At 69.7% G+C, this 23,682-nt stretch carries 22 protein-coding genes; 12 read left to right on the forward strand and 10 right to left on the reverse strand.

Going from position 1 to position 23,682, the window contains the following annotated elements; all coding sequences use genetic code 11:
- On the reverse strand, positions 1-1,412 hold a 1,412-nt coding region (locus BST28156_RS28590; RefSeq protein WP_174903994.1), incomplete at its 3' end, for an AMP-binding protein.
- Between the two features lie 62 nt (positions 1,413-1,474).
- Positions 1,475-2,119: a COG4648 family protein gene (locus BST28156_RS28595; protein ID WP_174903995.1), complete on the reverse strand. Its 645-nt coding sequence runs from the start codon at positions 2,117-2,119 to the stop codon at positions 1,475-1,477.
- Between the two features lie 546 nt (positions 2,120-2,665).
- On the opposite strand from BST28156_RS28595, the gene BST28156_RS28600 reads away from it, so the two are divergent.
- The 5 genes from BST28156_RS28600 (at position 2,666) to loiP (ending at position 6,905) form a co-directional block, all read left to right on the forward strand.
- Positions 2,666-2,950 carry a phosphopantetheine-binding protein gene (locus BST28156_RS28600; RefSeq protein WP_080292985.1) on the forward strand — a complete coding sequence of 95 codons (285 nt, stop codon included), beginning with the start codon at positions 2,666-2,668 and terminating at the stop codon, positions 2,948-2,950.
- 108 nt (positions 2,951-3,058) lie between these two features.
- Positions 3,059-3,775: a 3-oxoacyl-ACP reductase FabG gene (gene fabG, locus BST28156_RS28605; RefSeq protein WP_060243532.1), complete on the forward strand. Its 717-nt coding sequence runs from the start codon at positions 3,059-3,061 to the stop codon at positions 3,773-3,775.
- Positions 3,776-3,830: 55 nt separating this feature from the next.
- On the forward strand, positions 3,831-5,069 hold the full coding sequence (locus BST28156_RS28610; RefSeq protein WP_437341306.1) for a chorismate transformation FkbO/Hyg5 family protein: 1,239 nt from the start codon (positions 3,831-3,833) through the stop codon (positions 5,067-5,069).
- Positions 5,070-5,194: 125 nt separating this feature from the next.
- The gene (locus BST28156_RS28615; RefSeq protein WP_060243536.1) at positions 5,195-5,980 is read left to right on the forward strand and encodes a glycosyltransferase family 2 protein; all 786 of its coding nucleotides are present in this window, start codon (positions 5,195-5,197) and stop codon (positions 5,978-5,980) included.
- A gap of 163 nt (positions 5,981-6,143) precedes the next feature.
- A complete protein-coding gene (loiP, locus tag BST28156_RS28620) occupies positions 6,144-6,905 on the forward strand; it encodes a metalloprotease LoiP (protein WP_060243538.1) in 762 nt (253 codons plus the stop codon).
- Positions 6,906-7,050: 145 nt separating this feature from the next.
- Here the strand turns inward: loiP and BST28156_RS28625 are convergent, their stop codons facing one another.
- From BST28156_RS28625 to BST28156_RS28640, 4 genes are read right to left on the reverse strand one after another with little or no spacing between them, the layout of a single operon-like run.
- Positions 7,051-8,766: a lactate permease LctP family transporter gene (locus BST28156_RS28625; RefSeq protein WP_174903996.1), complete on the reverse strand. Its 1,716-nt coding sequence runs from the start codon at positions 8,764-8,766 to the stop codon at positions 7,051-7,053.
- A gap of 54 nt (positions 8,767-8,820) precedes the next feature.
- Positions 8,821-10,266: a LutB/LldF family L-lactate oxidation iron-sulfur protein gene (locus tag BST28156_RS28630; RefSeq protein WP_174903997.1), complete on the reverse strand. Its 1,446-nt coding sequence runs from the start codon at positions 10,264-10,266 to the stop codon at positions 8,821-8,823.
- Positions 10,263-11,000 (reverse strand): LutC/YkgG family protein, encoded by a 738-nt coding sequence (locus tag BST28156_RS28635; RefSeq protein ID WP_174903998.1) that lies wholly within the window; start codon positions 10,998-11,000, stop codon positions 10,263-10,265. The genes BST28156_RS28630 and BST28156_RS28635 overlap by 4 nt, the downstream gene beginning before the upstream one ends.
- Complete coding sequence (locus BST28156_RS28640; protein ID WP_059513352.1) at positions 10,997-11,797, reverse strand: (Fe-S)-binding protein; 801 nt, start codon at positions 11,795-11,797, stop codon at positions 10,997-10,999. Before BST28156_RS28640 ends, BST28156_RS28635 begins: the two co-directional genes overlap by 4 nt.
- Positions 11,798-11,926: 129 nt before the next feature.
- On the opposite strand from BST28156_RS28640, the gene BST28156_RS28645 reads away from it, so the two are divergent.
- The 3 genes from BST28156_RS28645 (at position 11,927) to BST28156_RS28655 (ending at position 15,438) form a co-directional block, all read left to right on the forward strand.
- Positions 11,927-12,640 (forward strand): FadR/GntR family transcriptional regulator, encoded by a 714-nt coding sequence (locus tag BST28156_RS28645; protein WP_059513354.1) that lies wholly within the window; start codon positions 11,927-11,929, stop codon positions 12,638-12,640.
- A 268-nt stretch (positions 12,641-12,908) separates the two neighbouring features.
- Positions 12,909-14,525, forward strand: coding sequence for a phospholipase D family protein (locus tag BST28156_RS28650; protein WP_060243550.1), 1,617 nt, complete (start codon positions 12,909-12,911; stop codon positions 14,523-14,525).
- A 139-nt stretch (positions 14,526-14,664) separates the two neighbouring features.
- Positions 14,665-15,438, forward strand: a complete 774-nt coding sequence (locus BST28156_RS28655) for a class II aldolase/adducin family protein (RefSeq protein WP_060243552.1) — start codon at positions 14,665-14,667, stop codon at positions 15,436-15,438.
- A 7-nt stretch (positions 15,439-15,445) separates the two neighbouring features.
- On the opposite strand, the gene BST28156_RS28660 is transcribed toward BST28156_RS28655, so the two are convergent.
- The gene (locus BST28156_RS28660; RefSeq protein WP_174903999.1) at positions 15,446-16,447 is read right to left on the reverse strand and encodes a hypothetical protein; all 1,002 of its coding nucleotides are present in this window, start codon (positions 16,445-16,447) and stop codon (positions 15,446-15,448) included.
- 554 nt (positions 16,448-17,001) lie between these two features.
- On the opposite strand from BST28156_RS28660, the gene BST28156_RS28665 reads away from it, so the two are divergent.
- Positions 17,002-17,436: a CHRD domain-containing protein gene (locus BST28156_RS28665; protein WP_174904000.1), complete on the forward strand. Its 435-nt coding sequence runs from the start codon at positions 17,002-17,004 to the stop codon at positions 17,434-17,436.
- A gap of 88 nt (positions 17,437-17,524) precedes the next feature.
- A complete protein-coding gene (locus tag BST28156_RS28670) occupies positions 17,525-18,487 on the forward strand; it encodes an alpha/beta hydrolase (protein ID WP_174904001.1) in 963 nt (320 codons plus the stop codon).
- On the opposite strand, the gene BST28156_RS28675 is transcribed toward BST28156_RS28670, so the two are convergent.
- A complete protein-coding gene (locus BST28156_RS28675; RefSeq protein WP_060243561.1) occupies positions 18,457-19,299 on the reverse strand; it encodes an EcsC family protein in 843 nt (280 codons plus the stop codon). The two genes, BST28156_RS28670 and BST28156_RS28675, sit on opposite strands and share 31 nt — an antisense overlap.
- 106 nt (positions 19,300-19,405) lie before the next feature.
- Between BST28156_RS28675 and BST28156_RS28680 the strand changes: the two genes are divergently transcribed.
- Together BST28156_RS28680 and BST28156_RS28685 are read left to right on the forward strand one after the other, a co-directional pair.
- Positions 19,406-21,001 carry an MDR family MFS transporter gene (locus tag BST28156_RS28680; protein WP_060243563.1) on the forward strand — a complete coding sequence of 532 codons (1,596 nt, stop codon included), beginning with the start codon at positions 19,406-19,408 and terminating at the stop codon, positions 20,999-21,001.
- Between the two features lie 23 nt (positions 21,002-21,024).
- Entirely contained in the window at positions 21,025-21,474 is a 450-nt protein-coding gene (locus BST28156_RS28685; RefSeq protein WP_060243564.1) for a MarR family winged helix-turn-helix transcriptional regulator, read from the forward strand.
- Between the two features lie 92 nt (positions 21,475-21,566).
- On the opposite strand, the gene BST28156_RS28690 is transcribed toward BST28156_RS28685, so the two are convergent.
- Together BST28156_RS28690 and BST28156_RS28695 are read right to left on the reverse strand one after the other, a co-directional pair.
- Positions 21,567-22,148 carry a DJ-1/PfpI family protein gene (locus tag BST28156_RS28690; protein WP_060243576.1) on the reverse strand — a complete coding sequence of 194 codons (582 nt, stop codon included), beginning with the start codon at positions 22,146-22,148 and terminating at the stop codon, positions 21,567-21,569.
- Between the two features lie 142 nt (positions 22,149-22,290).
- A complete protein-coding gene (locus BST28156_RS28695; protein ID WP_174904002.1) occupies positions 22,291-23,571 on the reverse strand; it encodes an amino acid deaminase in 1,281 nt (426 codons plus the stop codon).
- Positions 23,572-23,682: the final 111 nt, after the last annotated feature.

Genomic DNA, 23,682 nt, shown 5'->3' on the forward strand with positions numbered 1-23,682 from the left:
GGCCCGGCCGTCGGCGCGGCTGCCGCGCCGGCGCGCGCGTGCCGCGCGACGAGCGCGGCGAGCACGTCGCGCGGCAGCTTGCCCGTCTCGTTGCGCGGCAGCGCATCGACGAACACGAGCGGACGCGGCAGGAACGCGGGATCGACCCGTTCGCGCAGCGCGCGCTGCAGGTCGGCGGCCGAAAGCGTCGGCGCGACGACCAGCGCGACGAGCCGCGTGACCGGCTCGCGCTCCGCGTCGCCATGCGCGGGCGCGGTGTCGTCGGGCATGAAGAACACGCCGTCGACGACCTCCGGAATCGCGTTGAGCTGATGGTTCAGGTACGCGAGCGACGTGCGCTTGCCGGCGATATTGACGAGGTCGGCCTTGCGGCCGTGCAGCAGGAAGCGGCCGTCGCCGAGCAGTTCGAGCGCGTCGCCCATCGGCACCGGCGCCTCGACGTGTCCGCCCGACACCCAGACGGTGGGCCCGTGCTCATCGTCGCCGCCGTCGCGCGCGTCGAGGCGGATGTCCGGGAACAGCTGCCAGGCCGCGCCCTGCGAGGTGCGGCGCGTCGCGATCTGGCCGGTCTCGGTGCTGCCGTAGATCTCGACGAGCGGGGCATCGAGTGCGGCCTCGGCCTCGCCGGCCAGCTTTTCCGACAGCGGCGCGGTGGCCGACAGCACGAGCGCCGCGCGCGGCAGCGCGTGGCCGGCCGACAGCAGCGCGCGCAGGTGGATCGGCGACGTGACGAGCACGCGCGGCTGCGGGATCGCGGCGAGTTCGTCGCGAATGTCGACCGGATAGAACGGCTGGCGGTTGCTGAATGCGAGCCCGCCGATCAGCGCGAGCAGCACCGTCGATTCGAAGCCGTACATGTGCTGCGCGGGCACCGTGCCGATCAGCGTGGCCGCGCGGCCGTCGAGCAGGCCGAGGCGCTCGGCCGCCGCGCGCACGCAGCCGACCAGGAAGCCCCAGGTCTTGCGGTGCGGCACCGGCGCGCCGGTCGAACCGGACGTGAACACGTAGGCCATGATGCGGCCCGCGTCGATCTGCGGCACCTGGAACGGCGCATCGTCGGCGCCGGCCTCGACCGCGGCTTCGGGGTACGCGAAGCGCGGCAGGTCGATCGTGCAGTCGGGCGCGTCGTGCAGGCAGAACGCATCGGGCGCGAACGACGCGAGCTGGCGCACCATTTCGGGCGTGTGCGTCGACGGCAGCAGGCTGATCCGGCCGGCGACGAGCGCCGCGCACAGGCTCACGGCGAACCGGTAGCGGTCGCGGCACACGTTGAACACGTGGCCGCCGGCGGGCAGCGCGGCGGCCACGCGCGCGACGTCGGCGACGAACGCGCGCACGGTGACGGGTGCGCCGTCGCGCCACGCGATGATCTGGTCGGGCGAAGAATGGAATACCAGCGGATGAGTCGGCATAAATCGGCGGAAACGGAAACAGGAGCCGGCGCGCGCCACGCGGCGCCGCGCCGGCCGTGAACTCATCGCGAGCCTTGCGTCGATGCGCGATACGCGCGCACTGCGTCGGCCATCCGCGGCCGCAGTTCGTGCGGCAGCGCGAAGCGCCGGCACGCATGCTCGGCGACGAACATCACGGCGACCAGCGGCAGCGACAGGTAGTTCGCGAACGTCGACCACGCGACGATCGACGCGGTCGCGAACATCAGCGTCGACACGGCGGCGATCGCGACGAAGAACAGCGTCCACGCGAGCGTAATCTGCCGCGTGTAGCGCGCGACGGCCGGCGTGACCGTGCCGTGGATCATCGTCGCGAAACGCGTGCACAGCGGCACCTCGCCGGTCGCGAGCGTGCGGCCGAACAGCAGCGCCATCGCGAGGTTGAAGCTCGCGTGCTCGAGATACAGGCCCCATGCGAAGTGCTGCGCGAGCGGCGCGCGCGCCGCCCACAGCGCCGCGCAGGCCAGCAGCCACGCGGGCACGAACAGGGCGCGCCGCGGCGAACGCAGCGCGGCGGCGAGCGCGAGCAGCAGCGGCGGCACGAGCGCCATCGCGAGGCCCAAGCCGTGCGCGCCGGGTGTCGCGGCCGCGTAGTGCGCGCCGGCCTGGTAGGCCGCCACCGCGCCGACGCCGGCAACGCCGCGCGCGATACGCCGCGCCGCGCTCATCGATCGCCTCCGCAGCGGCGCGTGCGCATGCCACCGGCCGTCGCGCGGCGGCAAGCGGAGCAGCGAAGCGGAATCAGGCGGACGGACGGGCGCGGCATGGCTGGATACATCGGATCGATCGGGGGCCGGGCGCGGGTCGCCGGCCGGTCAAAACATCATACGAATGACGGTCGGGACGGGTGTCCGCCCGGCTGTCGTGCCCGCTCATTTTAGGGCCGCGGCCGCGGGTGTTCGGAGCGGGCGCCGGCGGGTTTTGTAACCGATTGTATGGCACCGCGCGGGGCGTTTCGCGGGGTCGGTCCATTTCAGTGCGAAGCGGCTCAAGCGTCTCGTTGGTTCGGGGCCCGGAACGACGCGCGGCGCGGGCCCGGTAGTCTGTAACCTTTCGCGGTATACGTCCCGATACCCATCGTCTAGAATCCGCGTAACTTTTACAAACGATCCCCAAATAACGCAGGCGGGGAAGCCGGCAGACGCCGGAGGGACGGAGATTCGCACGCGCCGGGCGTGCTCGAGACGGACCGTTTCCGGGCGCCTTCCGCTGCCGTGGGCCGCCTGCTCGCAAGCATGATGAACGCACTGGAACAAGAGCTCGCCACGCTGATCGTCGGCGAACTGAACCTCGAAGACGTCCCGCTCGAAACAGTGACGGCCGACACCCCGCTGTACGGCGAGGGCTTCGGGCTCGACTCCATCGACATCCTGGAAATCGCGCTGCTGATCTCGAAGAAGTACGGCTTCGAGCTGCGCTCGGACAATCCCGACAACCAGAAGATCTTTGCGACGCTCGGCGCGCTGGCGGCGTACGTCGCCGCGCATCGCACGAAGTGACGCCGCCGCGCGCAGGCGCGGCGTGAACGATTACCGTACGCGGCGGCGAGCGCAGGACGATGCGCCGCTGCGTCGCTCGAGGTGGAACGCGATGGACGGAGCAATTCGATGCGGGCGCTCGTGACGGGCGGCAGCGGCGCACTCGGGCAGGCGATCTGCGCGGCCCTCGCGCAGGCCGGCCATGAAGTGTGGGTGCATGCGAACCGCCATGCCGCGCAGGCGGAGGCGGTCGCGCAGCGGATCGTCGCGGCCGGCGGCGTCGCGCATGCGATCGCGTTCGACGTGACCGACGCCGATGCGACGCTCGCCGCATTGACGCCGTTCATCGACGACGCGCCGGTGCAGATCCTCGTCAACAACGCGGGCATCCACGACGACGCGCCGATGGCCGGCATGTCGCAACAGCAATGGCGCAGCGTGATCGACGTGACGCTCAACGGTTTTTTCAACGTCACGCAGCCGCTGCTGCTGCCGATGATCCGCACGCGCCGCGGGCGGATCGTCAACATCGCGTCGGTTGCGGGCCTGACCGGCAATCGCGGGCAGGTCAACTATGCGGCCGCGAAGGCGGGGTTGATCGGTGCGACCCGGTCGCTGTCGCTGGAACTCGCGTCGCGCGGCATCACCGTGAACGCGGTCGCGCCCGGCATCATCGAGTCGCCGATGGCCGACCACGCGTTTCCCGCCGAACGCATCAAGCAGCTGGTGCCCGCGCAACGCGCGGGCCGGCCCGACGAAGTCGCCGCGATGGTCGCGTATCTGGTGTCCGATGCGGCGGCCTATGTGACCGGACAGGTGCTGTCCGTGAACGGCGGCCTCGCATGACGACGCGCGGCGCATCGCGGTGATGCGGGCCGCGCAGCTTACCAAGGAACCCGAAGTGTCCGTGCAACCCGTCGACGCCGAACGGCGCCCGCCCCCCGAATCGTTCGCCGCGACGCCGGCCGAAGCCGCGCGGGCCGTGCCGCGCGCGAAGGGTGGCGCGCGCGCGTTGCGGCTCGTCCACACGGATCAGGCACGGTTCGTCGCGGCGTTGCGCGAGGTGCACGGAAGCGGCGACGCATTCGAACGCGCGTTTCCGGGCGCGCTGGGCGCCGTGTGCATTGCGGCCGCGCCGGACGCCGACGCGGCCGCCCGCGTGCTGGCTGGTGCCGCGCCCGATCTGCCGCGCGCGCCGGTGCGGATGACGCTGCTCGGATCCGCGGCCGCGCAGGGCGGCGCCGTCTACGAAATCTGGCAATGCAACGCGCGCGACCTGCGCAGCGCGCGGCGCGGGCCCGTGCATTACCGCTACAGCGAAGCGGCCGGGCTCGTGTTCGGCAGCATCGTCGTGCACGAAGCCGACGCGGCGGCCGGCGACGGCACACCGCTCGAACGCGCGACCTGCGACGCCTACCGCGCGCTGTTCGACGTGCTCGACACGCTCGGCATCCCGCATCCGCTGCGGATCTGGAACACCGTGCCGGCGATCAATGCGGAACAGTTCGGCATCGAACGCTATCGTCAGTTCAATATCGGCCGCCAGCGCGCATTCGATGCGTGCCGCCGCGCGCTGACGGGCGGCGTGCCGGCCGCGTGCGCGCTCGGCTCGGTCGAGCCGGTCGCCGGCGATGCCGCGCCGGACGCGCCGCTGGCGATCCATTTCCTCGCGAGCCGCACGCCGGCCGGTCCGGTCGAGAATCCGCGCCAGGTCAGCGCGTATCACTATCCGGCACAGTACGGCCCGCGCGCGCCGACGTTCGCGCGCGCGGCGGCATGGCCCGACGCGCCCGACGCGCCGGTGCTGTTCGTGTCGGGCACCGCGAGCATCGTCGGGCATCGCACCGTGCATCCCGGCGACGTCGTCGCGCAGACGCGCGAGACGATCGCGAACCTCGTCGCGGTGCTCGAACAGGCCGCGCGGCAAGGGCACGGCCCGTTCACGCTCGCCGACCTGAACTATCGCGTCTACGTGCGCGACGCCGGCGACGGCGCGGCGCTCGCCGCGATCGAACGCGTATTGCGCGACGCGGCCGGCCCCGACGCGCACGCGCTGTTCGTCCATGCGGATGTGTGCCGCGACGACCTGCTGGTCGAGATCGAGGCCGGCGCGGGGTACGCGACGGAGTGGCTGTCGTGAAGCGCGAGGGCCTGACGATCCGCGAACCGTCGCCGCGCGCGGGCGATGCCGGCGACGCCTGTCGGCGGTCGCCGGCAGGTCATAAACTTTTGCCAGGATCATCGTCTTCGCAATCGGCCGTTTCCATGTCCAAGCTGCACGCCTCGTCCACCCATCTCGTGCTGATCCCGAGCTACAACCCGGGCGCCAAGGTCGATGCGACCGTGCGCAGCGCACGCGCGCAGTGGAACCCGGTATGGGTCGTCGTCGACGGCAGTACCGACGGCAGTGGCGAGCGGCTGCAGGCGATGGCCGAGCGCGATCCGGGGCTGCGCGTGATCGTGCTGCCGGAGAACCGCGGCAAGGGCGCCGCGGTGCTCGCAGGGCTCGACGCGGCCGCCGCGAGCGGCTTCACGCACGTGCTGACGATGGACTCCGACGGCCAGCATCCGGCCGACCTGATCCCCGCGTTCATGGCCGCGTCGCAGGCTGCGCCCGACGCGATGGTGCTGGGCCTGCCGAAGTTCGACGCGAGCGCGCCGCAGCTGCGCGTGCAGGGGCGCAGGTTGTCGAACCTGTGGGCCGACCTCGAGACGCTGTGGGCCGGAATCGGCGATTCGCTGTACGGCTTTCGCGTGTATCCGGTCGCGCCGCTCGCGGCGATCATGCACCGCCAGCCGTGGATGCGCGGCTTCGACTTCGATCCGGAAGCGGCCGTGCGGCTGTGCTGGGCCGGCGTGCGCCCGATCCGCATCGACGCGCCGGTGCGCTATTTCGGCGAGCACGAGGGCGGCGTGTCGCATTTTCACTACGGTCGCGACAACCTGCTGCTCGCGTGGATGCACCTGCGGCTCGTCGCCGGTTTTGCGGTGCGGCTGCCGATGCTGCTCGCGCGGCGGCTTGCGCGCCGCGGCGGACGGACGATTGCCTGAACGCGGCGATTACCTGTCTTTCGGTTTCCAATTCCGCCATTCTCCGCGCTTCTCATGTCATTTCGCCGCGTAATAAAGATGTCATGAGATGTAAACATCTGGTAATTTTCTGCCGGATTATGCAAAATCGCCGCTCCCAAATACAACTACCGAGGGATCCGGGATGCAACTCAAGAAAGCAGTGGCGGCGTGTGGCGTGGCGTTTCTGTTGAGCGCGTGCGGCGGCGTGCAGAGTCTCGACGCGAACAGCCTGACGTCGGCGGGGACCAACCTGTTCAAGGCGGCAACGCTGTCCGACGCGGACATCGCGGCGCTGTCGAACGATTCGTGCAAGGCGAGCGACGCCGAATCGAAGATCGCGGCGCCGAACAGCGCGTACGCGAAGCGCCTGACGAAGGTGATGAAGGGCTTCGGCGACATGACGCTGAACGGCCAGAAGATCAACTACAAGGTCTACATGACCAAGGACGTCAACGCGTGGGCGATGGGCAACGGCTGCGTGCGCGTGTACAGCGGCCTGATGGACATGATGAACGACGACGAGCTGCGTGGCGTGATCGGCCATGAAATGGGCCACGTCGCACTCGGTCACTCGAAGAAGGCGATGCAGACGGCCTACGCGGTCAGCGCGGCGCGCAGCGCGGCCGGCGCGGCATCGCCGGGCGTGGCGGCGCTGACGAGCTCGCAGCTCGGCGACATCACCGAGAAGTTCATCAACGCGCAGTTCTCGCAGACGCAGGAAAGCGCGGCGGACGACTATTCGTTCGACCTGATGAAGCAGAAGGGGATGAACCAGAAGGGCCTCGTGACCGCGTTCCAGAAGCTCGCGAAGCTCGACGGCGGCCAGAGCTCGATGATGAGCTCGCACCCGTCGTCGACGAGCCGTGCGCAGCACATCGAGGATCGCATCGCGAAGGGCAGCTGATCGGCCGGTCGCGGCGGCGGCGTTGCCATCGTCGCAACGAAGCCAGGCCGGCGATGCCGGTGCTCCAGCGCAAACCCCCGCGTTCTCCGGAACGCGGGGGTTTGTTTTTGGGGCGGCCGCGCGGGCCGCGAGGGCATCCGGCCGCTTACGGCACCATGCCCGGCAGCAGATACGCCTGCGCGAGCGTGATCAGCCCGACGATCACCGCGAACAGCAGGCTGTGCCGCACCGTGAAGCGGAACAGCTCCGACTCCTTGCCGATCAGTCCGGTGGCCGCGCAGGCGACCGCGATCGACTGCGGCGAGATCATCTTCGCGGTCACGCCGCCCGTCGTGTTCGCGGCGACGGCGAGCGTCTCGGGCACGCCGAGCTGGTGCGCGGTCGCCTGCTGCAGCGAGCAGAACAGCGCGTTCGACGAGGTGTCCGAGCCGGTCAGGAACACGCCGAGCCAGCCGAGGAACGGCGAGAAGAACGGGAACGCGGCGCCGGTGCCGGCGAGCATCAGCGCGAGCGTCGACGACATCCCCGAATAGTTCGCGACGAAGGCGAACGCGAGCACGAAGCCGATCGACAGGATCGGGCGCGTCAGGTCCTGCAGCGTTTCGCCGAACGTGACGAGCGCGTCGCGCGGCTTCATCCGCAGCAGCGCCATCGAGATCAGCGCGGTCACGAGGATCGCGCTGCCGACGGCCGACACGAGATCGATCTTCAGCACCGCGTCGAGCGCCTTCGGCGTCGCGGCGATCGGCGCGGTCTTCACGACCAGCTGGTCGAGGCCCGCGACGTGGAATTTCAGCACGGTCGCGGCGAGCGCGCCGTGCGCGCCGAACAGTGCCTTGAACGGCGCGAGGCTCCACACGGTGACGACGGCCGTCAGGATCAGGAACGGCGACCATGCGCGCACGGTCTGCGCGAGCGTGTACGGCGACGCCTGACGACTCGCCGGCGCATCGAAGCCGCTGCCGTTGCCGCCGGCGCCGAAGCCCGCGAGCGCCGCGCTGCCGCCGCCGGCCGCGACGAGGCCGCCTGCCGCCTGCCGTGCCGTTTTCGGCTGCCAGACCTTCAGGAACGCGGCGAGCGCGACCAGGCTGACGAGCGACGACGTGATGTCCGGCAGCTCCGGCCCGATATGGTTCGACGTGAAGTACTGCGTGATCGCGAAGCTGCCGCCCGCGACCAGCGCGGCCGGCCAGGTCTGGCGCACGCCGCGCAGGCCGTCCATCATGAACACGAGCCAGAACGGCACCGCGAGCGACAGCAGCGGCAGCTGGCGGCCGGCCATCGCGCCGATGTGGAATGCATCGATGCCCGTCACCTGTCCGGCGACGATGATCGGGATGCCCATCGCGCCGAACGCGACCGGCGCGGTGTTCGCGATCAGGCACAGCCCGGCCGCGTGCAGCGGACGGAAGCCGAGGCCGACCAGCAGCGCGGCGGTGATCGCGACCGGCGCGCCGAAGCCGGCCGCGCCTTCGAGGAACGCGCCGAACGAGAAGCCGATCAGCAGCATCTGCAGCCGCTGGTCGTCGGTGATCGACAGCACGGATGCGCGGATGATGTCGAACTGGCCGGTCTTCACGACGATCTTGTAGAGGAACACCGCCGCGACGATGATCCACGCGATCGGCCAGATGCCGTAGGCGAAGCCGAAGCCGGCCGCCGCGAGCGCCTGCGGCACGGGCATCCCGTACGCGAGGATCGCGACGCCGAGCGACAGCAGCAGCGTGATGGCCGCGGCGACGTGCCCCTTCATCCGCAGCGCGGCGAGCGCGACGAAAAAGAAGATGATCGGAATCGCGGCGACGAATGCCGACAGCGCGAGGCTGCCGAGCGGGGTATAGATCTGGTGCCAGGCCTGCAAGGTTGTCTCCTCCATGGTGGGTCTTTATCGGTACCGGTCAGAAAACGGACGGGTTCATTCGGGCTGGCCGCGGGCGCGCAGCAGGTCGGACAGGCTGCGCGGCGCCGGTTCGAGCGGCGTGCGGTGCTGCGTCCAGCCCATCTGCCTGGCGGGCGTCAGCGCGCGCAGCCGGGTCGCGGTCCAGCGGAACGCGCGGTACGCGCGCGGATGTGCGAACGCGCCGGACCAGAAGCGCCATACGAGGTCTTCGGCGCGGTTGTAGTTCGCGCCCTGACCGCGCAGCGGGTGCGCGACCGGCTCGCCGGGCTTGCGGTTCGCCTCGGTGCGCAGCCGCACCAGCAGTTGCGGAATCGGGATGCGCACCGGGCACACCTCGCCGCATGCGCCGCACAGCGTCGACGCGGTCGGCAGGTCGGCCGTCGCGTCGAGGCCGAGCAGGTGCGGCGAGATGATCTTGCCGATCGGCCCCGGATAGGTCGTGCCGTACGCGTGGCCGCCGATGCGCGTATAGACGGGGCAGTGGTTCATGCACGCGCCGCAGCGGATGCATTGCAGCGTCGCGCGCAGCTGTTGGTCCGCGTAAGCCTGCGTGCGGCCGTTGTCGAGCAGCACCAGGTGCACTTCGCGCGGACCGTCGCGTTCGCCGTCGCGGCGCGGGCCCGAGATCAGGTTGAAGTAGGTGGTGATCGCCTGGCCGGTCGCGGAGCGCGTCAGCAGGCTCGACAGCGGCACGATGTGCTCGAGTTTCTCGACGACCTTCTCGATCCCCATGATCGCGATGTGCGTGTCGGGCACCGTCGTCGACAGGCGGCCGTTGCCCTCGTTCTCGACGAGCCACAGCGTGCCGGTGTCGGCGGCCGCGAAGTTCACGCCGGACAGGCCGATGTCCGCGTCGACGAACGCGCGTCGCAGCGCGCGCCGGCCGGTCTGGATCAGTTCGTCGACGTCCTCCGTGTAGCGCGTGCCGGGGATGTGTTCCTCGAACAGTTCGGCGATGTCGCCGCGCGTCTTGTGGATCGCGGGCATCACGATGTGCGACGGTTTTTCGCCTGCGAGCTGCACGATGAACTCGCCCATGTCCGACTCGAGGCAGTCGACGCCGCGCTCCGCGAGGTAATGGTTCAGCTCGATTTCCTCGCTCGCCATCGACTTGCCCTTGATCACGCGGCGCGCCTTGCGCGCCTGCGCGATGCCGAGCACGATCGCGTTCGCGTCGTCGGCCGTCTCGGCCCAGTGCACCTGCACGCCCGCTTCGACGAGCTTGGTCTCGAGCCGTTCGAGCAGCGCGGGCAGTTGCGCGAGCGCGTGCTGCCGCACCGCTTCGCCGAGGTCGCGCAGCTGCTGCAGCTCGGCGTCGTCGGGGAACTGCGCGATGCGCTTGCCCTGCAGGAAATCCATCGCGCCGCGAAAGCTGCGGCGCAGCGCGGGATCGTCGAGCGCGGCGCGCGCGCGGGCCTTGAAGTCGCCGGGGGCGACGAATTGCAGCGGTTGGTCGCTCATTGCGGCATTCCTTGCGAGGTCGCCACCGAGGCGACAGGCGCGGCGCCCGACCGCGCATCGGTGACGATCACGACCCACAGGCGGCGCGGGCCGTGTGCGCCGTACGCGAGCGTCTGCTGGATGTCGGAGGTTTTCGACGGGCCCGACACCAGCACCAGGTTGGTCGGCATGCCGGCGTGCCAGCGCTCCGCGTGCACGGCGGCGTGCAGATCCGCATGCAGCGTGCGCGCGTGGACCAGCGCGACATGCAGCGGCGGCACCAGCGACACCGTGCGCGGCGTGCCGGGGTCGGGGGCGAGCACGACGGTGCCGGTGGCCGCGATGCCCGAGCGCGCGACGGTGAAGCCTGCGTCGATCGTGTCGAACAGTTCGGTTTTCCACGCGTCGATCGGCCGGTCGAACGGTACGCTCGCGACGCTGTCGGGCAGCGCGCGGGCGAGCGCCGCGCATTCGGCGCGGGCCGGGTCGAGCAGCAGCCGGCGCACGCCGGCGTCGGCCAGCCGCGCGGCGAGCTGCGCGGGCCATGCGTCGGGGCTCGCGCACCAGACTTCCGCGTGCGACGCGCTCAGCGCGGCCTGCATCGTCTGCGCGAGCGCATCCGGAGCGGGCGCGACCGGTGCGCGGCGCGCCGCGTAATGCGTATCGATGCGGGCATCGAGCGCGGGCGCGGCGCTGGCGGCGACACCGGGCGCGGCCGCGCGCAGGCGCGCGAGGATCGACGCGCGCGCGCTCATTGCCGGTCTCCGCGCAGCGACGATGCGCCGGCCGTGCGCCGCCACAGGAAGCTCGCGAGATGCTCGACCGGCAGCGGTGCGCCGGCCTTGTCGGCCGCGTGGCCGATGTTCAGCAGGCAGCCGCAGTCCGCCGACACGAGCCGGTCGCAGCCGGTCGCGCAGGCCGACGCGACCTTGTCGCGGACCATCGCGCCGGAGATGTCGGGATGCTTCAGCGAAAACGTGCCGCCGAAGCCGCAGCATTCGGATTCGCGTTCGTGCTCGACGCGCGTCACGCCCGGCAGCGCGTCGACGAGTGCGACGCCGTGCACGCGCGTGCCCATCTCGCGGCGTGCCGCGCACGATGTGTGCAGCACGACGCGCTCGTCGGGCGCGGCGGTCGCGACGGTCGCGTCGAGCCGCACGTCGAGCACGTGCACGAGGAATTCGGCGAGTTCATAGGTACGCTCCGCGATCGCGCGGGCTTTCGGGCCGTGCACCGGATCGTCGGCGAACAGCGCCGGCCAATGGTGACGGATCATGCCCGCGCACGAGCCGGACGGCACGATTACCGGCCACGGCTCGGCGAACAGGTCGAGCTGCGCGGCCGCGACGCGGCGCGCTTCGTCGGGATTGCCGCTGCTGTATGCCGGCTGCCCGCAGCAGCTCTGGCCGCGCGGATAGTGGACGGTCAGGCCTTCGCGCTCCAGCAGGCGAACCGCGTCGAGTCCCGCTTCGGGGACGAACAGGTCGACCAGGCAGGTCGCGAACAGATAGGCGTGCGCGGGGACGGCGGCGGGGTATTGCCTTTCGATCATGTCTCGCTCCAGGGGCGCCGGCCCGGCATGCGGATGCGGAACGGCGATTTCGCTGCATAATTCCCGCGACGGCGCCGCAGCTCAAATTGGTTGGGCCAATCGGCGGCGCGCAGGCGAAGGAGACGCGAGATGGCGGCGATGACGGCACGGGGCCGGACCGAAGTGGTGATGCGCAAGATCGAGACGGCGCTGCTCGACGGCACCTGGCCGGCCGGCACGCGCCTGCCGGCCGAGCGCGTGCTCGCGCAGCAGTACGGCGTCGCGCGCAACACGGTGCGCGAGGCGACCCAGCGGCTCGTCGCGCGCGGGCTGCTGCAGAGCCGGCGCGGCGCGGGCGTCTACGTGACCGACCAGTTGCGCGCGGGCATCGCGTCGCCGTGGGGGCAACTGGTGGCCGACCATCCGGCGCTGCGCGACGACATCCTCGAGTTCCGCCGCGTGCTCGAAGGCGCGACCGCGTATTTCGCCGCGCTGCGCGCCGATGCGAACGACCGCCGCCGGATCCGCGCGCTGCTGCGCGAGCTCGAGATCGCGCATGCGAACGACGACCGGGTCGTCGAGGCCGCGACCGATGCGAAGCTGCACGAGGCGATCGCGCTCGCGTCGCGCAACACGATGTTCCTGCACCTGCATACGAGCGTGCTCGGCATGCTGCGCGAGCACATCTCGATCAACGTGTCGGGGATGACCGAGCAGGACGACGACGCGTCGGACCTGCTGCTGCGGCAGCACCGCGTGGTGTGCGACGCGATCTGCGCGCATCGGCCCGAGGAGGCGCGCACCGCGATGCAGGCGCATATCGACTACGTGCGCAGCCATTTCGAGCGCAGCGGCGGCGCGTAGGCCGGCTATCCATGGGCCCCGGTACGAGCGGAATTGGTTGGACCGCTTGATTCGGGCGGCCGCGGGGCGGGGGGCAGGGGCGACGGCGCGCGCGTTTGGCGGCAAGCCGCCGGCTTCCGCGCCATCGCTGCGCCCGCCGAGCCCCGCCCGGCCCGCCGCCGCACGATTGACCGCGTCATCGGCCGCCCACTAGAATCGGCCGGAACCGCCCGTCAGCCGCGCGCCGCGGCGAGTGCGGACTCGTTGATCCGCCTGTCGAGGAAGCCCCGTGCTCATGTCTTTGTTCCGGCGCGCGCCGGCCGCCCGTCTGCGGTGCGCCCGCTCTGCCCGCGTGCTGGCCGCCAGCGCGCTGCTGTCGCTCGTCGCCGCCTGCGCGACGCATCCGCCCGCCACGTCGCTCGATCGTCCGGTGTCCCATGCGCTGTCGCCGGCCGTTGCGACGCCGCTGCGCGACGCGCTGGCCGCGCCCGAGGCCGCGCATCCGGACCAGTCGGGCTTCCGGCTGCTGGCCGACGGCGCCGAGGCGCTGCAGATGCGCATCGCGCTCGCGCGCGCGGCGACCAAAACGCTCGACATGCAGTACTACATCGCGACCGAGGACACGACCGGCAAGCTGCTGCTCGGCGCGGCGCTCTATGCGGCCGACCGCGGCGTGCGCGTGCGGATGCTGGTCGACGACCTGAACTTCCGCGACATCGACCGCGTGATGGCTGCGCTGAACACGCATCCGAACATCGAGATCCGCGTGTTCAATCCGTTCGGTGCATCGCAGCAGGGCGTGGTTCGCCGCACGACCGATTTCCTGACGCGGATCGACAGCTTCACGCGCCGGATGCACAACAAGGCGATGATCGCGGACAACCAGCTCGCGATCGTCGGCGGACGCAACCTTGGCGACGAATACTTCAGCGCGAGCCCGACGCTGCAGTTCCGCGATCTCGACGTGCTGGCCGCCGGCCCCGTGACGAACGAGATCTCCGGCAGTTTCGACGCGTACTGGGCAAGCGCCAGCAGCTATCCGCTGCGCGTGCTGAACCACCAGACGTTCGATCCCAAGGATCTCGACGCGATGCGCGACGAGCTGCGCGACCACTGGCGCAAGAACGCCGACCCGTACAACGCGAAGCCGCTGAATGCGACGCCGCTCGCGCAGCAGATCGCGCGCGACGAGCTCGGGCTCGTGTGGGCGCCGGCCGAGTTCAAGGTCGATGCGCCGGACAAGGTCGCGCAGCCGACCGGCTACGTCAGCCCGCCGATGCAGCGCCTCGTCGAGCTGACGCGCGCCGCGCAGCAGGAATTCCTCGCGTTCTCGCCGTATTTCGTGCCGCACGACGCAGGCGTGAAGATCCTCGGCGACACGACTGCGCGCGGCGTGCGCGTCGCGATCCTGACGAATTCGCTGGCCGCGACCGACGCGGTGGCCGTGCAGGCCGGTTATGCGCCGTATCGCGTGCCGCTGCTGCAGCACGGCGTCGAGCTGTACGAATTCAAGGCGCAGCCGGGCCGGCAGCGTGCGCGGGTGCTCGGCCTGCGCTCGCGCGCGAGCCTGCATGCGAAGGCGTACGTGATCGACCGCAAGATCCTCGTGATCGGCTCGATGAACCTCGACCCGCGTTCCGCGCACCTGAACACCGAGCTGGCGCTCGTGATACACAGCCCGGCGCTCGCGCAGCAGGTCGCGACGATCTTCGCGCGGGTCACGCAGCCCGACGAAAGCTATCGCCTGAGCCTTGCGCCGTCGGCCGGCGGCGCGCCGCCGGCACTCGAATGGACGGGCACCGACAACGGCGTGTCGACCGTCTATCACGTCGATCCGCACGCGGGGCTGCTGCGCAACGTGCTGACGGGCGTGTTCACGCTGCTGCCGGTCGACGACCAGTTGTAAAAGGGCCGGAAGCGCTCCGGCAAAACCCGCGATACCGGTGCGCGAGGAAAGGTGATATGGTTGTGTGCACAACGATATGGGTGGCACGCGGAAGCCGCGAATCTGCGCGGCTGCGCGTGCACCGCAACCGGAGCTTGCCATGCAACGTGTCCCGAACCAGCCGTTCACGCGTCCCGCCCGTTTCTCCGAAGCCGAATGGCAGGCGCGCGTGCAGCTCGCGGCCGCCTATCGGATCTTCGACCACCTCGGCTGGACCGAGCTGATCTACAACCATATCTCGCTGCGCGTGCCGGGCGAGGACGGTCATTTCCTGATCAACCCGTTCGGGCTGCATTACCGCGAGGTCTGCGCATCGAACCTCGTCAAGATCGACATCGACGGCAACGTGATCGGCCATTCCGACTGGCCGATCAATCCGGCCGGCTTCACGTTCCACAGCGCGATTCACGCCGCGCTGCCCGACGCGCACTGCGTGATGCACGTGCATACGACGCCCGCGATGGCCGTGTGCTGCTCGCGCGACGGGTTGTCGTTCTCGAACTTCTATGCGGCGCAGCTCTACGGCAAGGTCGCGTATCACGACTTCGAAGGGATCACCGTGCATCTCGAAGAAGGGCGGCGCATCGTCGAGAGCGCGGGCGGGCGGCCGGTGCTGCTGCTGCGCAATCACGGGCCGGTGACGATCGGCGCGACGCTCGCGCAGACGTTCTCGCTGATGTGGCTGCTCAATCGCGCGTGCGAGGTGCAGGTCGCGACCCATGCGATCGGCGACGCGCTGCCGATTGCGCCGCCCGTGCTCGAAGCGTGCGTGCGCGATTCGCTGAACTTCGATCCGAAGCACGGCGCCGGGCAGGACGCATTCGACGCGCTGCAGCGCATCGTCGATCGCATCGACCCCGGCTATCGCGCGTGAGCGGGTGCTAGAACCGGTAGCCGAGGCCGGCCTGGATCACGTCGGTATCGCGGTTGTAGCGCGTGACCACGCGGTTCCACGTCAGACGCGTGAGCCAGCGATCGGACATCCGGTAGCTTGCCGAAATCGACACGATGCCGGACACGCGTCCGTCGCCGGGCCCCGGCTGTCCTTCGCGGTTGCGCTGGTCGACCGTGAGGTACGCGCCGGCCCCGGCCGACAGCGTGACCTTGTCGTTCAGGAATGCGCGCGTGAGCCACAGCTCCGATGCGATCCCGTTGCGGCGGATCCCCTGTTTCGCGCCTTCGTACATCCAGGTCGCGGTCCAGTCGATCGTGCGCGTGAGGCCGCGCCGGTATTCCAGGCTGCCGCCGAGCGTCGACGGCGACGAGCGGCTGTTGAGGATCGTCTCGCCGAGCATCGCGGTCACCTCGTTGTTCGTCACCTTGCGCGTGCGCGGCAGCGCGGTGTCGCGCGGGCCCGGCGTGTCGGGCGCGTCGAGCTGATAGCCGACGCCGAACATCAGCGAGGTCGTATTCGGTCCGCTGAAGACCTGCGCGCGATTGAGCTGGAGCTGCGCGATCCAGCGGTGCGACGTGTAGTACGCGGCGCGCACGCTCATTAGCACACCCCAGCCGTGCGAGTTCGAATAGCCGAGGCCTTCGGCGGCCGGCACCGTGTCGAAATAGCGATAGGGGCCGACGCCCGCGGACAGCACGAAACGGCGGTTGTCGAGCGGCAGCCGGCCCCAGAACTGGACCGCCTGCCCGTCGCGGTGATGGTTCGGAATATGGCCCTCGTTGTACCAGGTGAAGCCGAGCGCGGTGTTCGGGCCGAGTCCTTCCTGGTAGTCGAATGCCCACGAGTACGAGCGGCCGCCGCCGCTCCACAGCGAGCCGGCGAACAGCGAGAATTCCTGCGCATCGGCGGGCGCGCCGTAGAACGCGGCGACGGAACAGAGGCCCGCCAGCACTGGGCGGACACGGACGGGTCGGGGCGGGCGGGGCATCGGGGGACGGTCCGGCACGGTACTTTCCAGTCACGATGAAACCCCGTCATTTTCCGGCGCGTGCGGCGGCGTGTCGACGCGGGTTTTCACAATACGCTATTACGCATTGCGACGATGACGGTGTCGCGACCATGCGCGATTCCGGTTCCGCGATGCCGGTGCGCAACGCGCGTGGACGATCTCGAAATCGATTCGGGATGCTTGCAATCGCGCGAACCGGGTCGCCGTATCACGTTGCCGGCCGCGTGGCCGCGAGTGTCGAAGCAAGGCGCACGCGGCATGCAAATCGACAGACAAAAAAACGCGGCCGGGCGGCCGCGTGAATACTCGCAGACTCCTTCGGACGAAGGAAACAAGCAACTGTGAAACGAAGTGTAGCGAAACGCCGCGCACGGATTCAGCCGTCCGGCTGCAAAGGTCTGTTCCTGATTGCGGCAGGGCGCCGGGCGGTCTGCGGCAACCCGACGTCGAGGGGCTGCCGGATCGGCGGCAATCGACTACCATCGAGTGATGCCGCCACGCCGGCGGCCCACTACGTCGTGCAAGGAGATCTCATGCCGAAGCTGCGTTTGCTCCAGGTGGCGTTACTCGCTGGCGCGCTGGTCGCCGGCAGCGCCGCTGCCGAAACGGTGCGCCTGTCCGCCAATCTGCAACCGTCGAGCGAGGTGCCGCCGACGGCGACCCACGGCTCCGGCGCGGTCGACGCCAGTTACGACACGGCCACGCATACGCTGAAGTGGACCATCACCTACGAAAACCTGACGGGCCCCGCGACGGCCGCGCATTTCCACGGCCCGGCGCCGGTCGGCCAGAACGCGGGCGTGCAGGTGCCGATCCCGAAGGACGAACTGGCCAGCCCGATCCAGGGCTCGAAGGTGCTCACCGACGCGCAGGTCACCGAGCTGATGGGCGGCAAGTGGTATTTCAACGTCCACACGAAGGAGCATCCGTCGGGCGAGATCCGCGGCCAGGTGATGCCGGCGAACTGAGCGCCGGGCGTTTGATATAGAGGCTCGCGTCGAGCGGCGCGGGCACGATCGCACGTACTATCGACACACCATGTTGCGGAGGGTGTCGATGAGTTGGCAAAGCAGGTTCGCGTGCTGGCTGCTGCGCTGGCAGTTCCGTCCCGAGACCACGCGCCCGGTGCTCGATCCGGCGCGTGCGCGGCGCTTTACCGAGCTGCGGATGATCGTGCCGCGCCGCGCGCCGTCGGGCTACCGGCTGCGCGAATGCTATGGCCCGGGCGACGCGCCGCTGCGCGGCGAATGGCTCGAACGCACCGATACGGCTGCTGCTTGCGGCGCCGGCCGCACGCTGCTGTACTTCCACGGCGGCGGCTACTACTTTTGTTCGACCCAAACCCATCGCCCGCTGGTGTTCGGGCTGACCAAGCGGGCGCGCGTGCGGTCGTTCTCGCTCGACTACCGCCTCGCGCCCGAAAGCCGCTTTCCGGCCGCGCTCGACGATGCGCTGGCCGCCTATCGCCAGCTGGTCGCGCTCGGCACGCCGCCGGAGTCGATCGTGCTCGGCGGCGATTCGGCGGGCGGCGGCCTTGCGCTCGCGACGCTCGTTGCACTGCGCGACCGCGGCGAGCCGCTGCCGGCCGGCGCGATCCTGTTCTCGCCGTGGACCGACCTGGCGGGCACCGGCGACACGCTGCGCAGCAACGACGGCCTCGACCCGATGTTCGCCGGTGCGGCGCTGCCGAAGGCCGCGAAGCTGTATCTGGGCGATGCGCCGGCGACGGATCCGTACGCGTCGCCGCTCTACGCCGATTTCGCGGGCCTGCCGCCGCTGTACATCCAGGTCGGCAGCACCGAGGTGCTGCTCGACGATTCGCGCCGCGTCGCCGACAAGGCGAGGGCGGCCGGCGTGCCGGTGGAGATCGAGATCTGGCCGGACATGCCGCACGTGTGGCAGCTCTATGCGCCGATGGTGCCGGAATCGCGCGACGCGCTGGACCGCGCGGCCGCGTTCCTGAACCGCGTCGCGGTCGAGCGCGCGGTTCAGCGCGTCGGCGACGCGTCGATCGCCTGATACGCGGCCTTGACGGCCGCCGTGCCGTACTTGCGCTCGAGCCGGCGTACGGTGAAATGGCCGTGCGCCATCTGCTGGAAGTGGTCGATGAACAGCGTGTTGACGGTTGCGCCGAGCACCGCACCGATCGCCGGGATCGATTTCGCGGCCATCTGCTCGGTCACTTGCACCGAGAAGCGCGACGCGACGGCCTGCACGAGCTTGAACACGGCTGCCGAGCTGTGCGCGGCGATGCCTTTGCTCGTGATGTCCGACGACGCCTTCGAGATCGCCTGCGCGAGCGCGCCGCGCAGCACGAAATAGCCGAGATCGGCGTCCTCTTCCTGCTTGTCCGGATTGCCGCCCATGCCGAGCACGGCGAGGCATTGCAGCTGCGTATCGACCGACGCCAGGTCCTCGCCCTCGCTGCGCGCGATGTCGCATACCGAGCGGAAGATCAGCGTCGTCGTCACCGGCAGCTCGACCGGCAGCGCCAGAAAGCCGAATGCGCCGCCCGCCGCGCCGGTCGTCGCGACCGCGAGCTTGTGCAGCAGGTTGCTCGGCTTGTCGGGCTCGGCGTCCGGCGCGGGCGGCTTGCCGAGCGTGCGCAGCGCGATGTTCAGGCACTTGCGCAGCGCCAGCTGCGTCGCGTCGTTGATCTTGCCGGTCGCGAAATCGGGCAGTCTGGCGATCATCTTCTCGACCGGCGCGCCGAGCACGCCAGTCAGCTTCATCGTCAGCGACGGGCTTTCCAGCACCTGCTTCGCGCGCCGCAGCGCGTCCCGATCCTCCTGCGTCAGCGTCGGCGCGGGCGTGATTGAAATCGGTTCCATCGTTCTCCTTTGCGGCCAGGGCCGGGATGGCGGCGCCAGCCTAGCTTACTCCGGCATGCTACAATTTTGAGATTGTTTGACCCGTCAAAAGTTGCACCATCAAAAAATGGCCGTCCACACTGCCGCCCATCATTCGAGCGGGCAAGTCCTGCCGTTCCGCGAGTCGCTGCTGGCGATGATCGGGATCTCGTTCGTCACCATGCTGGTCGCGCTCGACCAGACCGTCGTCGGCACCGCGCTGCCGACCATCGTCGCCGAGTTGCGCGGCTTCGACCTGTACGCGTGGGTCGCGACCTCGTACTTGCTCAGTTCCGTGATCACCGTGCCGATCTTCGGCCGGCTCGGCGACTACTACGGCCGCAAGCCGTTCGTGATCGCGTCGATCGTCGTGTTCACCGGCGCGTCCGTGCTGTGCGGGATGGCGAACGACATGCTGTCGCTCGTGCTTGCGCGCGGCCTGCAGGGGATCGGCGGCGGGATGCTGGTCGGCACCGCGTTCGCGTGCATTCCGGACCTGTTTCCCGATTCCGTCGTGCGGCTGCGCTGGCAGGTGCTGATGAGTTCCGCGTTCGGCATTGCCAATGCGGTCGGGCCGTCGCTCGGCGGCGTGCTCACGCAGTCGTTCGGCTGGCGCTCGGTGTTCTACGTGAACCTGCCGGTCGGCCTGCTGTCGCTGCTGTTCGTGTGGCGCTACCTGCCGCACCTGCGCCACGTCGAGCACGACGGCAAGATGCGGCTCGACTGGCCGGGCGCGCTGCTGATCGCGCTGTCGCTCGGCGCGCTGCAACTGTTCGTCGAATGGCTGCCGAAGCACGGCATCGCGAGCTGGGCAAGCCTGCTGCTGGTCGTCGCGCTCGCGGCCGGCATCGGCCTGTGGCGGTGGGAGAAGCGCTGCGCGCAGCCGATTCTGCCGTTCGACATGTTCGGCAATCGCGCGCTGTCGGCGCTGTTCGTGCTCGCGATCCTCGCCGGCTTCTCGATGTTCTCGCTGCTGTTCTATGCGCCGCTGCTGTTCCAGGGCGGTTTCGGCATGTCGCCGAAGGAAGCGGGGCTCGTGATCACGCCGCTCGTCGTATTCATCACGATCGGCAGCATCATGAACGGGCGCGTCGTCACGCGCATCCGCAACCCGAACGCGATGCTGCACGTCGGCTTCGTGCTGTTCGCGATCGCGTGCGCGGGCATCGTCGTGTCGACGCACACGACGCCGAAGTGGATGCTGATGGGATTGATGGTCGCGGGCGGCATCGGCCTGGGCTTCGTGCTGCCGAACCTCACCGTGTTCGCGCAGCAGACGGCCGGCCGAGAGCATCTCGGCATCGCGACCGCACTGCTGCAGTCGCTGCGGATGGTCGGCGGGATGATCGGCACCGCGTTGACGGGCACGCTCGTCAACCAGATGTATTCGGGCGGCGTACGCGATGCGCTCGGGGCCGACCATGCGCTGCAATGGCACGCGCAGCTGGCCGATCCGCAGATCCTGATCGACCGCGCCGCGCAGGGCGGCCTCGTCGCGGAACTGACGCGCGCCGGGCATAATGGCGCGCTGCTGCTCGAAGCGGCCCGCGAGTCGCTGGTCAGCGCGATTCACCTGGGTGTCGCGATGGCGGCCGTCGTCGCCGTGGTGTCGGTGTGGCAGTGCCGCCGCGTGCCGCCGATCGCGCTGCGGCACAAGATCGAACCCGGCCCGCTGGCCGAATGATTGTACGGAAACGAATTCAGCGCATGGAAGAACAGGACCGCGTCGCGATCTTGCAGCAATTCGGACGCACGTATCGCGCGTTCATGACCGCGTTCGAAGCGCACGTCGGGCAGCCGATGCCGCGCTGGCGCATCATGGTTGCGCTGCACACGATGGACGGGCATGCGTCGCAGAAGCGGCTCGTCGAGGTGCTGCGCATCGATCCCGGTGCGCTGACGCGCCAGCTGAAGTCGCTCGACGCGCTCGGCTGGATCGAGCGTGCATCCGACGCGCGCGACAACCGCGTGACCAACGTGACGCTGACCGTCGCCGGCCGCGCGGCGTTCGACGCGTGCCTGCCGCGCCGCAAGGCGTTTCTCGAACAGACGATGGCGCAGTTGCCGGACGACGTGCTCGGTGCGCTGTCGGGGGCGCTCGCGATGCTGGAGTCGAAGATCGCGGAGGTCGGCTCGGCGCCGCCGGCCGCGCGCTGAAGCCCGCGCGGCGCCGCAAGCGGCGGCCGCGCCTGCGGTCGGCGGTGGGCTTGCCGGGCCCGCCCGCCGAATCGCGTCGTTTCAATCCCGGTTTACAGCTCGATGCGCGTGCCCAGTAACGCGAGGAACTGCGACAGCCATGCCGGATGCGCGGGCCACGCGGGCGCGGTGACGAACGGCGCGTCGGTCACGGCCGCATCGACCGGGATGTCCGCGTACTCGCCGCCCGCGAGCTTCACTTCGGGCGCGCAGGCCGGATAGGCCGAGATGCGCTTGCCGCGGATCACGTCGGCGGCCGCGAGCAGTTGCGCCGCGTGGCAGATCGCGGCGATCGGCTTGCCGGCTTCGGCGAACGCGCGCACGAGCGCGATCACCTTGGCGTCGAGGCGCAGATATTCGGGCGCGCGGCCGCCGGCGACCGCGAGCGCGTCGTAGCCGGACGCGTCGACGTCGTCGAAGGTCGCATTGAGCGTGAACTGGTGGCCGGGCTTCTCGGTATAGGTCTGGTCGCCCTCGAAATCGTGGATCGCGGTCTTGATCTTGTCGCCCGCGCGCTTGCCCGGGCATACGGCGTCGACATGATGGCCGACGGCCTGCAGCGCCTGGAACGGCACCATCGTTTCGTAGTCTTCGGCGAAATCGCCGGTCAGGAACAGGATCTTCTTCGCTGCCATGGCTTTCTCCATTGAAGGGGCGCGACGGCCCGTGCGAGCACGGGCGAAAGCGGCCCCGAGAACGAACAGGCAGTGTACTCCGGCAGCTTGAAGCGCGCGTGACGGCCGCCGCCAGCGCGGCGGGGCGGTCGCGCGCGGTGCATCAGAAGAACGTTTCGATCACGCCCGTCACGCGGAACTGCGGGTCGAGCACGAGCAGCTGGCGCCACTTGTCGAACGTCAGGCACGGATGCGAGATGTCGAACGCGACCATGTCGCCGACCTTCACGTCCGCGCCCGGCGGGATCTGCAGGTACGCGTGCTGGTCCATCATCCCGGTGACGGCCCAGCCTTCGCCTGCGGCGACGTCGCGCGGCGCGCTGTCGCGGCCCGGACGGAAATGCCGCGCCGGCTCCGGCAGGCCCGCATCGAACGCCGCGTCGCGCTTGCCGAGCGCGACGATCGCACGGTCGGCTTCCGGCACCGACTGCACGTATGCCCACAGCTGCAGCGCGGGCAGCAGCCCTTCGCCCATCCGGCGCGCAATCGGATTGCGCGCGAACACGTCGGTCTGCGCTTTCTTGTAGATGCCGACGTCGTGCGTCAGGTAGCAGCCCGGGCGCAGCACGACTTCCGCGAAGCCCGCGTCGGACGCCTTCGCGAATTCCTCCGCGACCACGTCGTACCATGCCGAGCCGGCGCCGGACAGGATCGCCGGCGTACGCGCGAAGCGGCCCGCGGAGGCGAGCTCGCGCGTGAGCGCGACCGCATCCTGCAGGAACGCGCGGATCTCGCCTTCCTCCTTCAGCACGCCTTCGTACAGTTCGATGCCGGCCAGCTTCAGCGTGTCCGGATAGCGCGCCAGCGCGCCGAGCACGGCCTCGCGCTGCGCGGCGTCGCGCACGCCGGTGCGGCCGCCCGGCACGCCGAGCTCGAGCAGCACGTTCAGCGACTTCTTCGCGTCGCCGAAGAAGCGGCCGAGCTGGTCGACGCTGTCGGCGGAATCGACGAGGCAGTAGAACTCGAAGTCCGGATCGGACAGCAGTCCTGCGATGATCGTCATGTTCTGGCGGCCGACGAGCTGGTTCGCGAGCAGCACGCGGCGCACGCCGCCGCGGTACGCGGCCTGCGTCTGGTGCGCGGTCGCGAGCGTGATGCCCCACGCGCCCGCGGCGAGCTGGCGGCGGAACAGCTGCGGCGCCATCGTCGTCTTGCCGTGCGGCGCAAACTGGACGCCATACTGCTGGACGAATGCCTGCATCCAGTTCAGGTTGTGCTCGATGCGTTCCTCGTACAGCACCGCGGCCGGCAGGCTGACGTCTTCCGCGAGCAGGTTCCACTCGAGGCGGCCCGCGTCGTCGAGCGGAACGCTCGCGCTCGGCAGGTTGCCGAGGCCCTTGCCCAGAGGATCGATCGTCGGTTCCTGATAGTTTGTAACTTTCATGTCATCCCGCTCCATCATCACTATGCATTGCACTGAAGTTGACATGCAGATGGTACAGAAAGTAGCATCGGCGCGGTGATGTTATTTAGTAACATCAAGCCTTGCACCTTT

Source organism: Burkholderia pseudomultivorans (genome assembly GCF_902499075.1).
Taxonomy (GTDB): Bacteria; Pseudomonadota; Gammaproteobacteria; order Burkholderiales; family Burkholderiaceae; genus Burkholderia; species Burkholderia pseudomultivorans.

Coding starts and splice junctions, on each gene's coding strand:
- BST28156_RS28595 (WP_174903995.1), bottom strand. CDS start 2,119: ATGAGCGCGGCGCGGCGTATCGCGCGCGGCGTTGCCGGCGTCGGCGCG.
- fabG (WP_060243532.1), top strand. CDS start 3,059: ATGCGGGCGCTCGTGACGGGCGGCAGCGGCGCACTCGGGCAGGCGATC.
- BST28156_RS28615 (WP_060243536.1), top strand. CDS start 5,195: ATGTCCAAGCTGCACGCCTCGTCCACCCATCTCGTGCTGATCCCGAGC.
- loiP (WP_060243538.1), top strand. CDS start 6,144: ATGCAACTCAAGAAAGCAGTGGCGGCGTGTGGCGTGGCGTTTCTGTTG.
- BST28156_RS28630 (WP_174903997.1), bottom strand. CDS start 10,266: ATGAGCGACCAACCGCTGCAATTCGTCGCCCCCGGCGACTTCAAGGCC.
- BST28156_RS28635 (WP_174903998.1), bottom strand. CDS start 11,000: ATGAGCGCGCGCGCGTCGATCCTCGCGCGCCTGCGCGCGGCCGCGCCC.
- BST28156_RS28640 (WP_059513352.1), bottom strand. CDS start 11,797: ATGATCGAAAGGCAATACCCCGCCGCCGTCCCCGCGCACGCCTATCTG.
- BST28156_RS28645 (WP_059513354.1), top strand. CDS start 11,927: ATGGCGGCGATGACGGCACGGGGCCGGACCGAAGTGGTGATGCGCAAG.
- BST28156_RS28655 (WP_060243552.1), top strand. CDS start 14,665: ATGCAACGTGTCCCGAACCAGCCGTTCACGCGTCCCGCCCGTTTCTCC.
- BST28156_RS28660 (WP_174903999.1), bottom strand. CDS start 16,447: ATGCCCCGCCCGCCCCGACCCGTCCGTGTCCGCCCAGTGCTGGCGGGC.
- BST28156_RS28665 (WP_174904000.1), top strand. CDS start 17,002: ATGCCGAAGCTGCGTTTGCTCCAGGTGGCGTTACTCGCTGGCGCGCTG.
- BST28156_RS28670 (WP_174904001.1), top strand. CDS start 17,525: ATGAGTTGGCAAAGCAGGTTCGCGTGCTGGCTGCTGCGCTGGCAGTTC.
- BST28156_RS28675 (WP_060243561.1), bottom strand. CDS start 19,299: ATGGAACCGATTTCAATCACGCCCGCGCCGACGCTGACGCAGGAGGAT.
- BST28156_RS28680 (WP_060243563.1), top strand. CDS start 19,406: ATGGCCGTCCACACTGCCGCCCATCATTCGAGCGGGCAAGTCCTGCCG.
- BST28156_RS28685 (WP_060243564.1), top strand. CDS start 21,025: ATGGAAGAACAGGACCGCGTCGCGATCTTGCAGCAATTCGGACGCACG.
- BST28156_RS28690 (WP_060243576.1), bottom strand. CDS start 22,148: ATGGCAGCGAAGAAGATCCTGTTCCTGACCGGCGATTTCGCCGAAGAC.
- BST28156_RS28695 (WP_174904002.1), bottom strand. CDS start 23,571: ATGAAAGTTACAAACTATCAGGAACCGACGATCGATCCTCTGGGCAAG.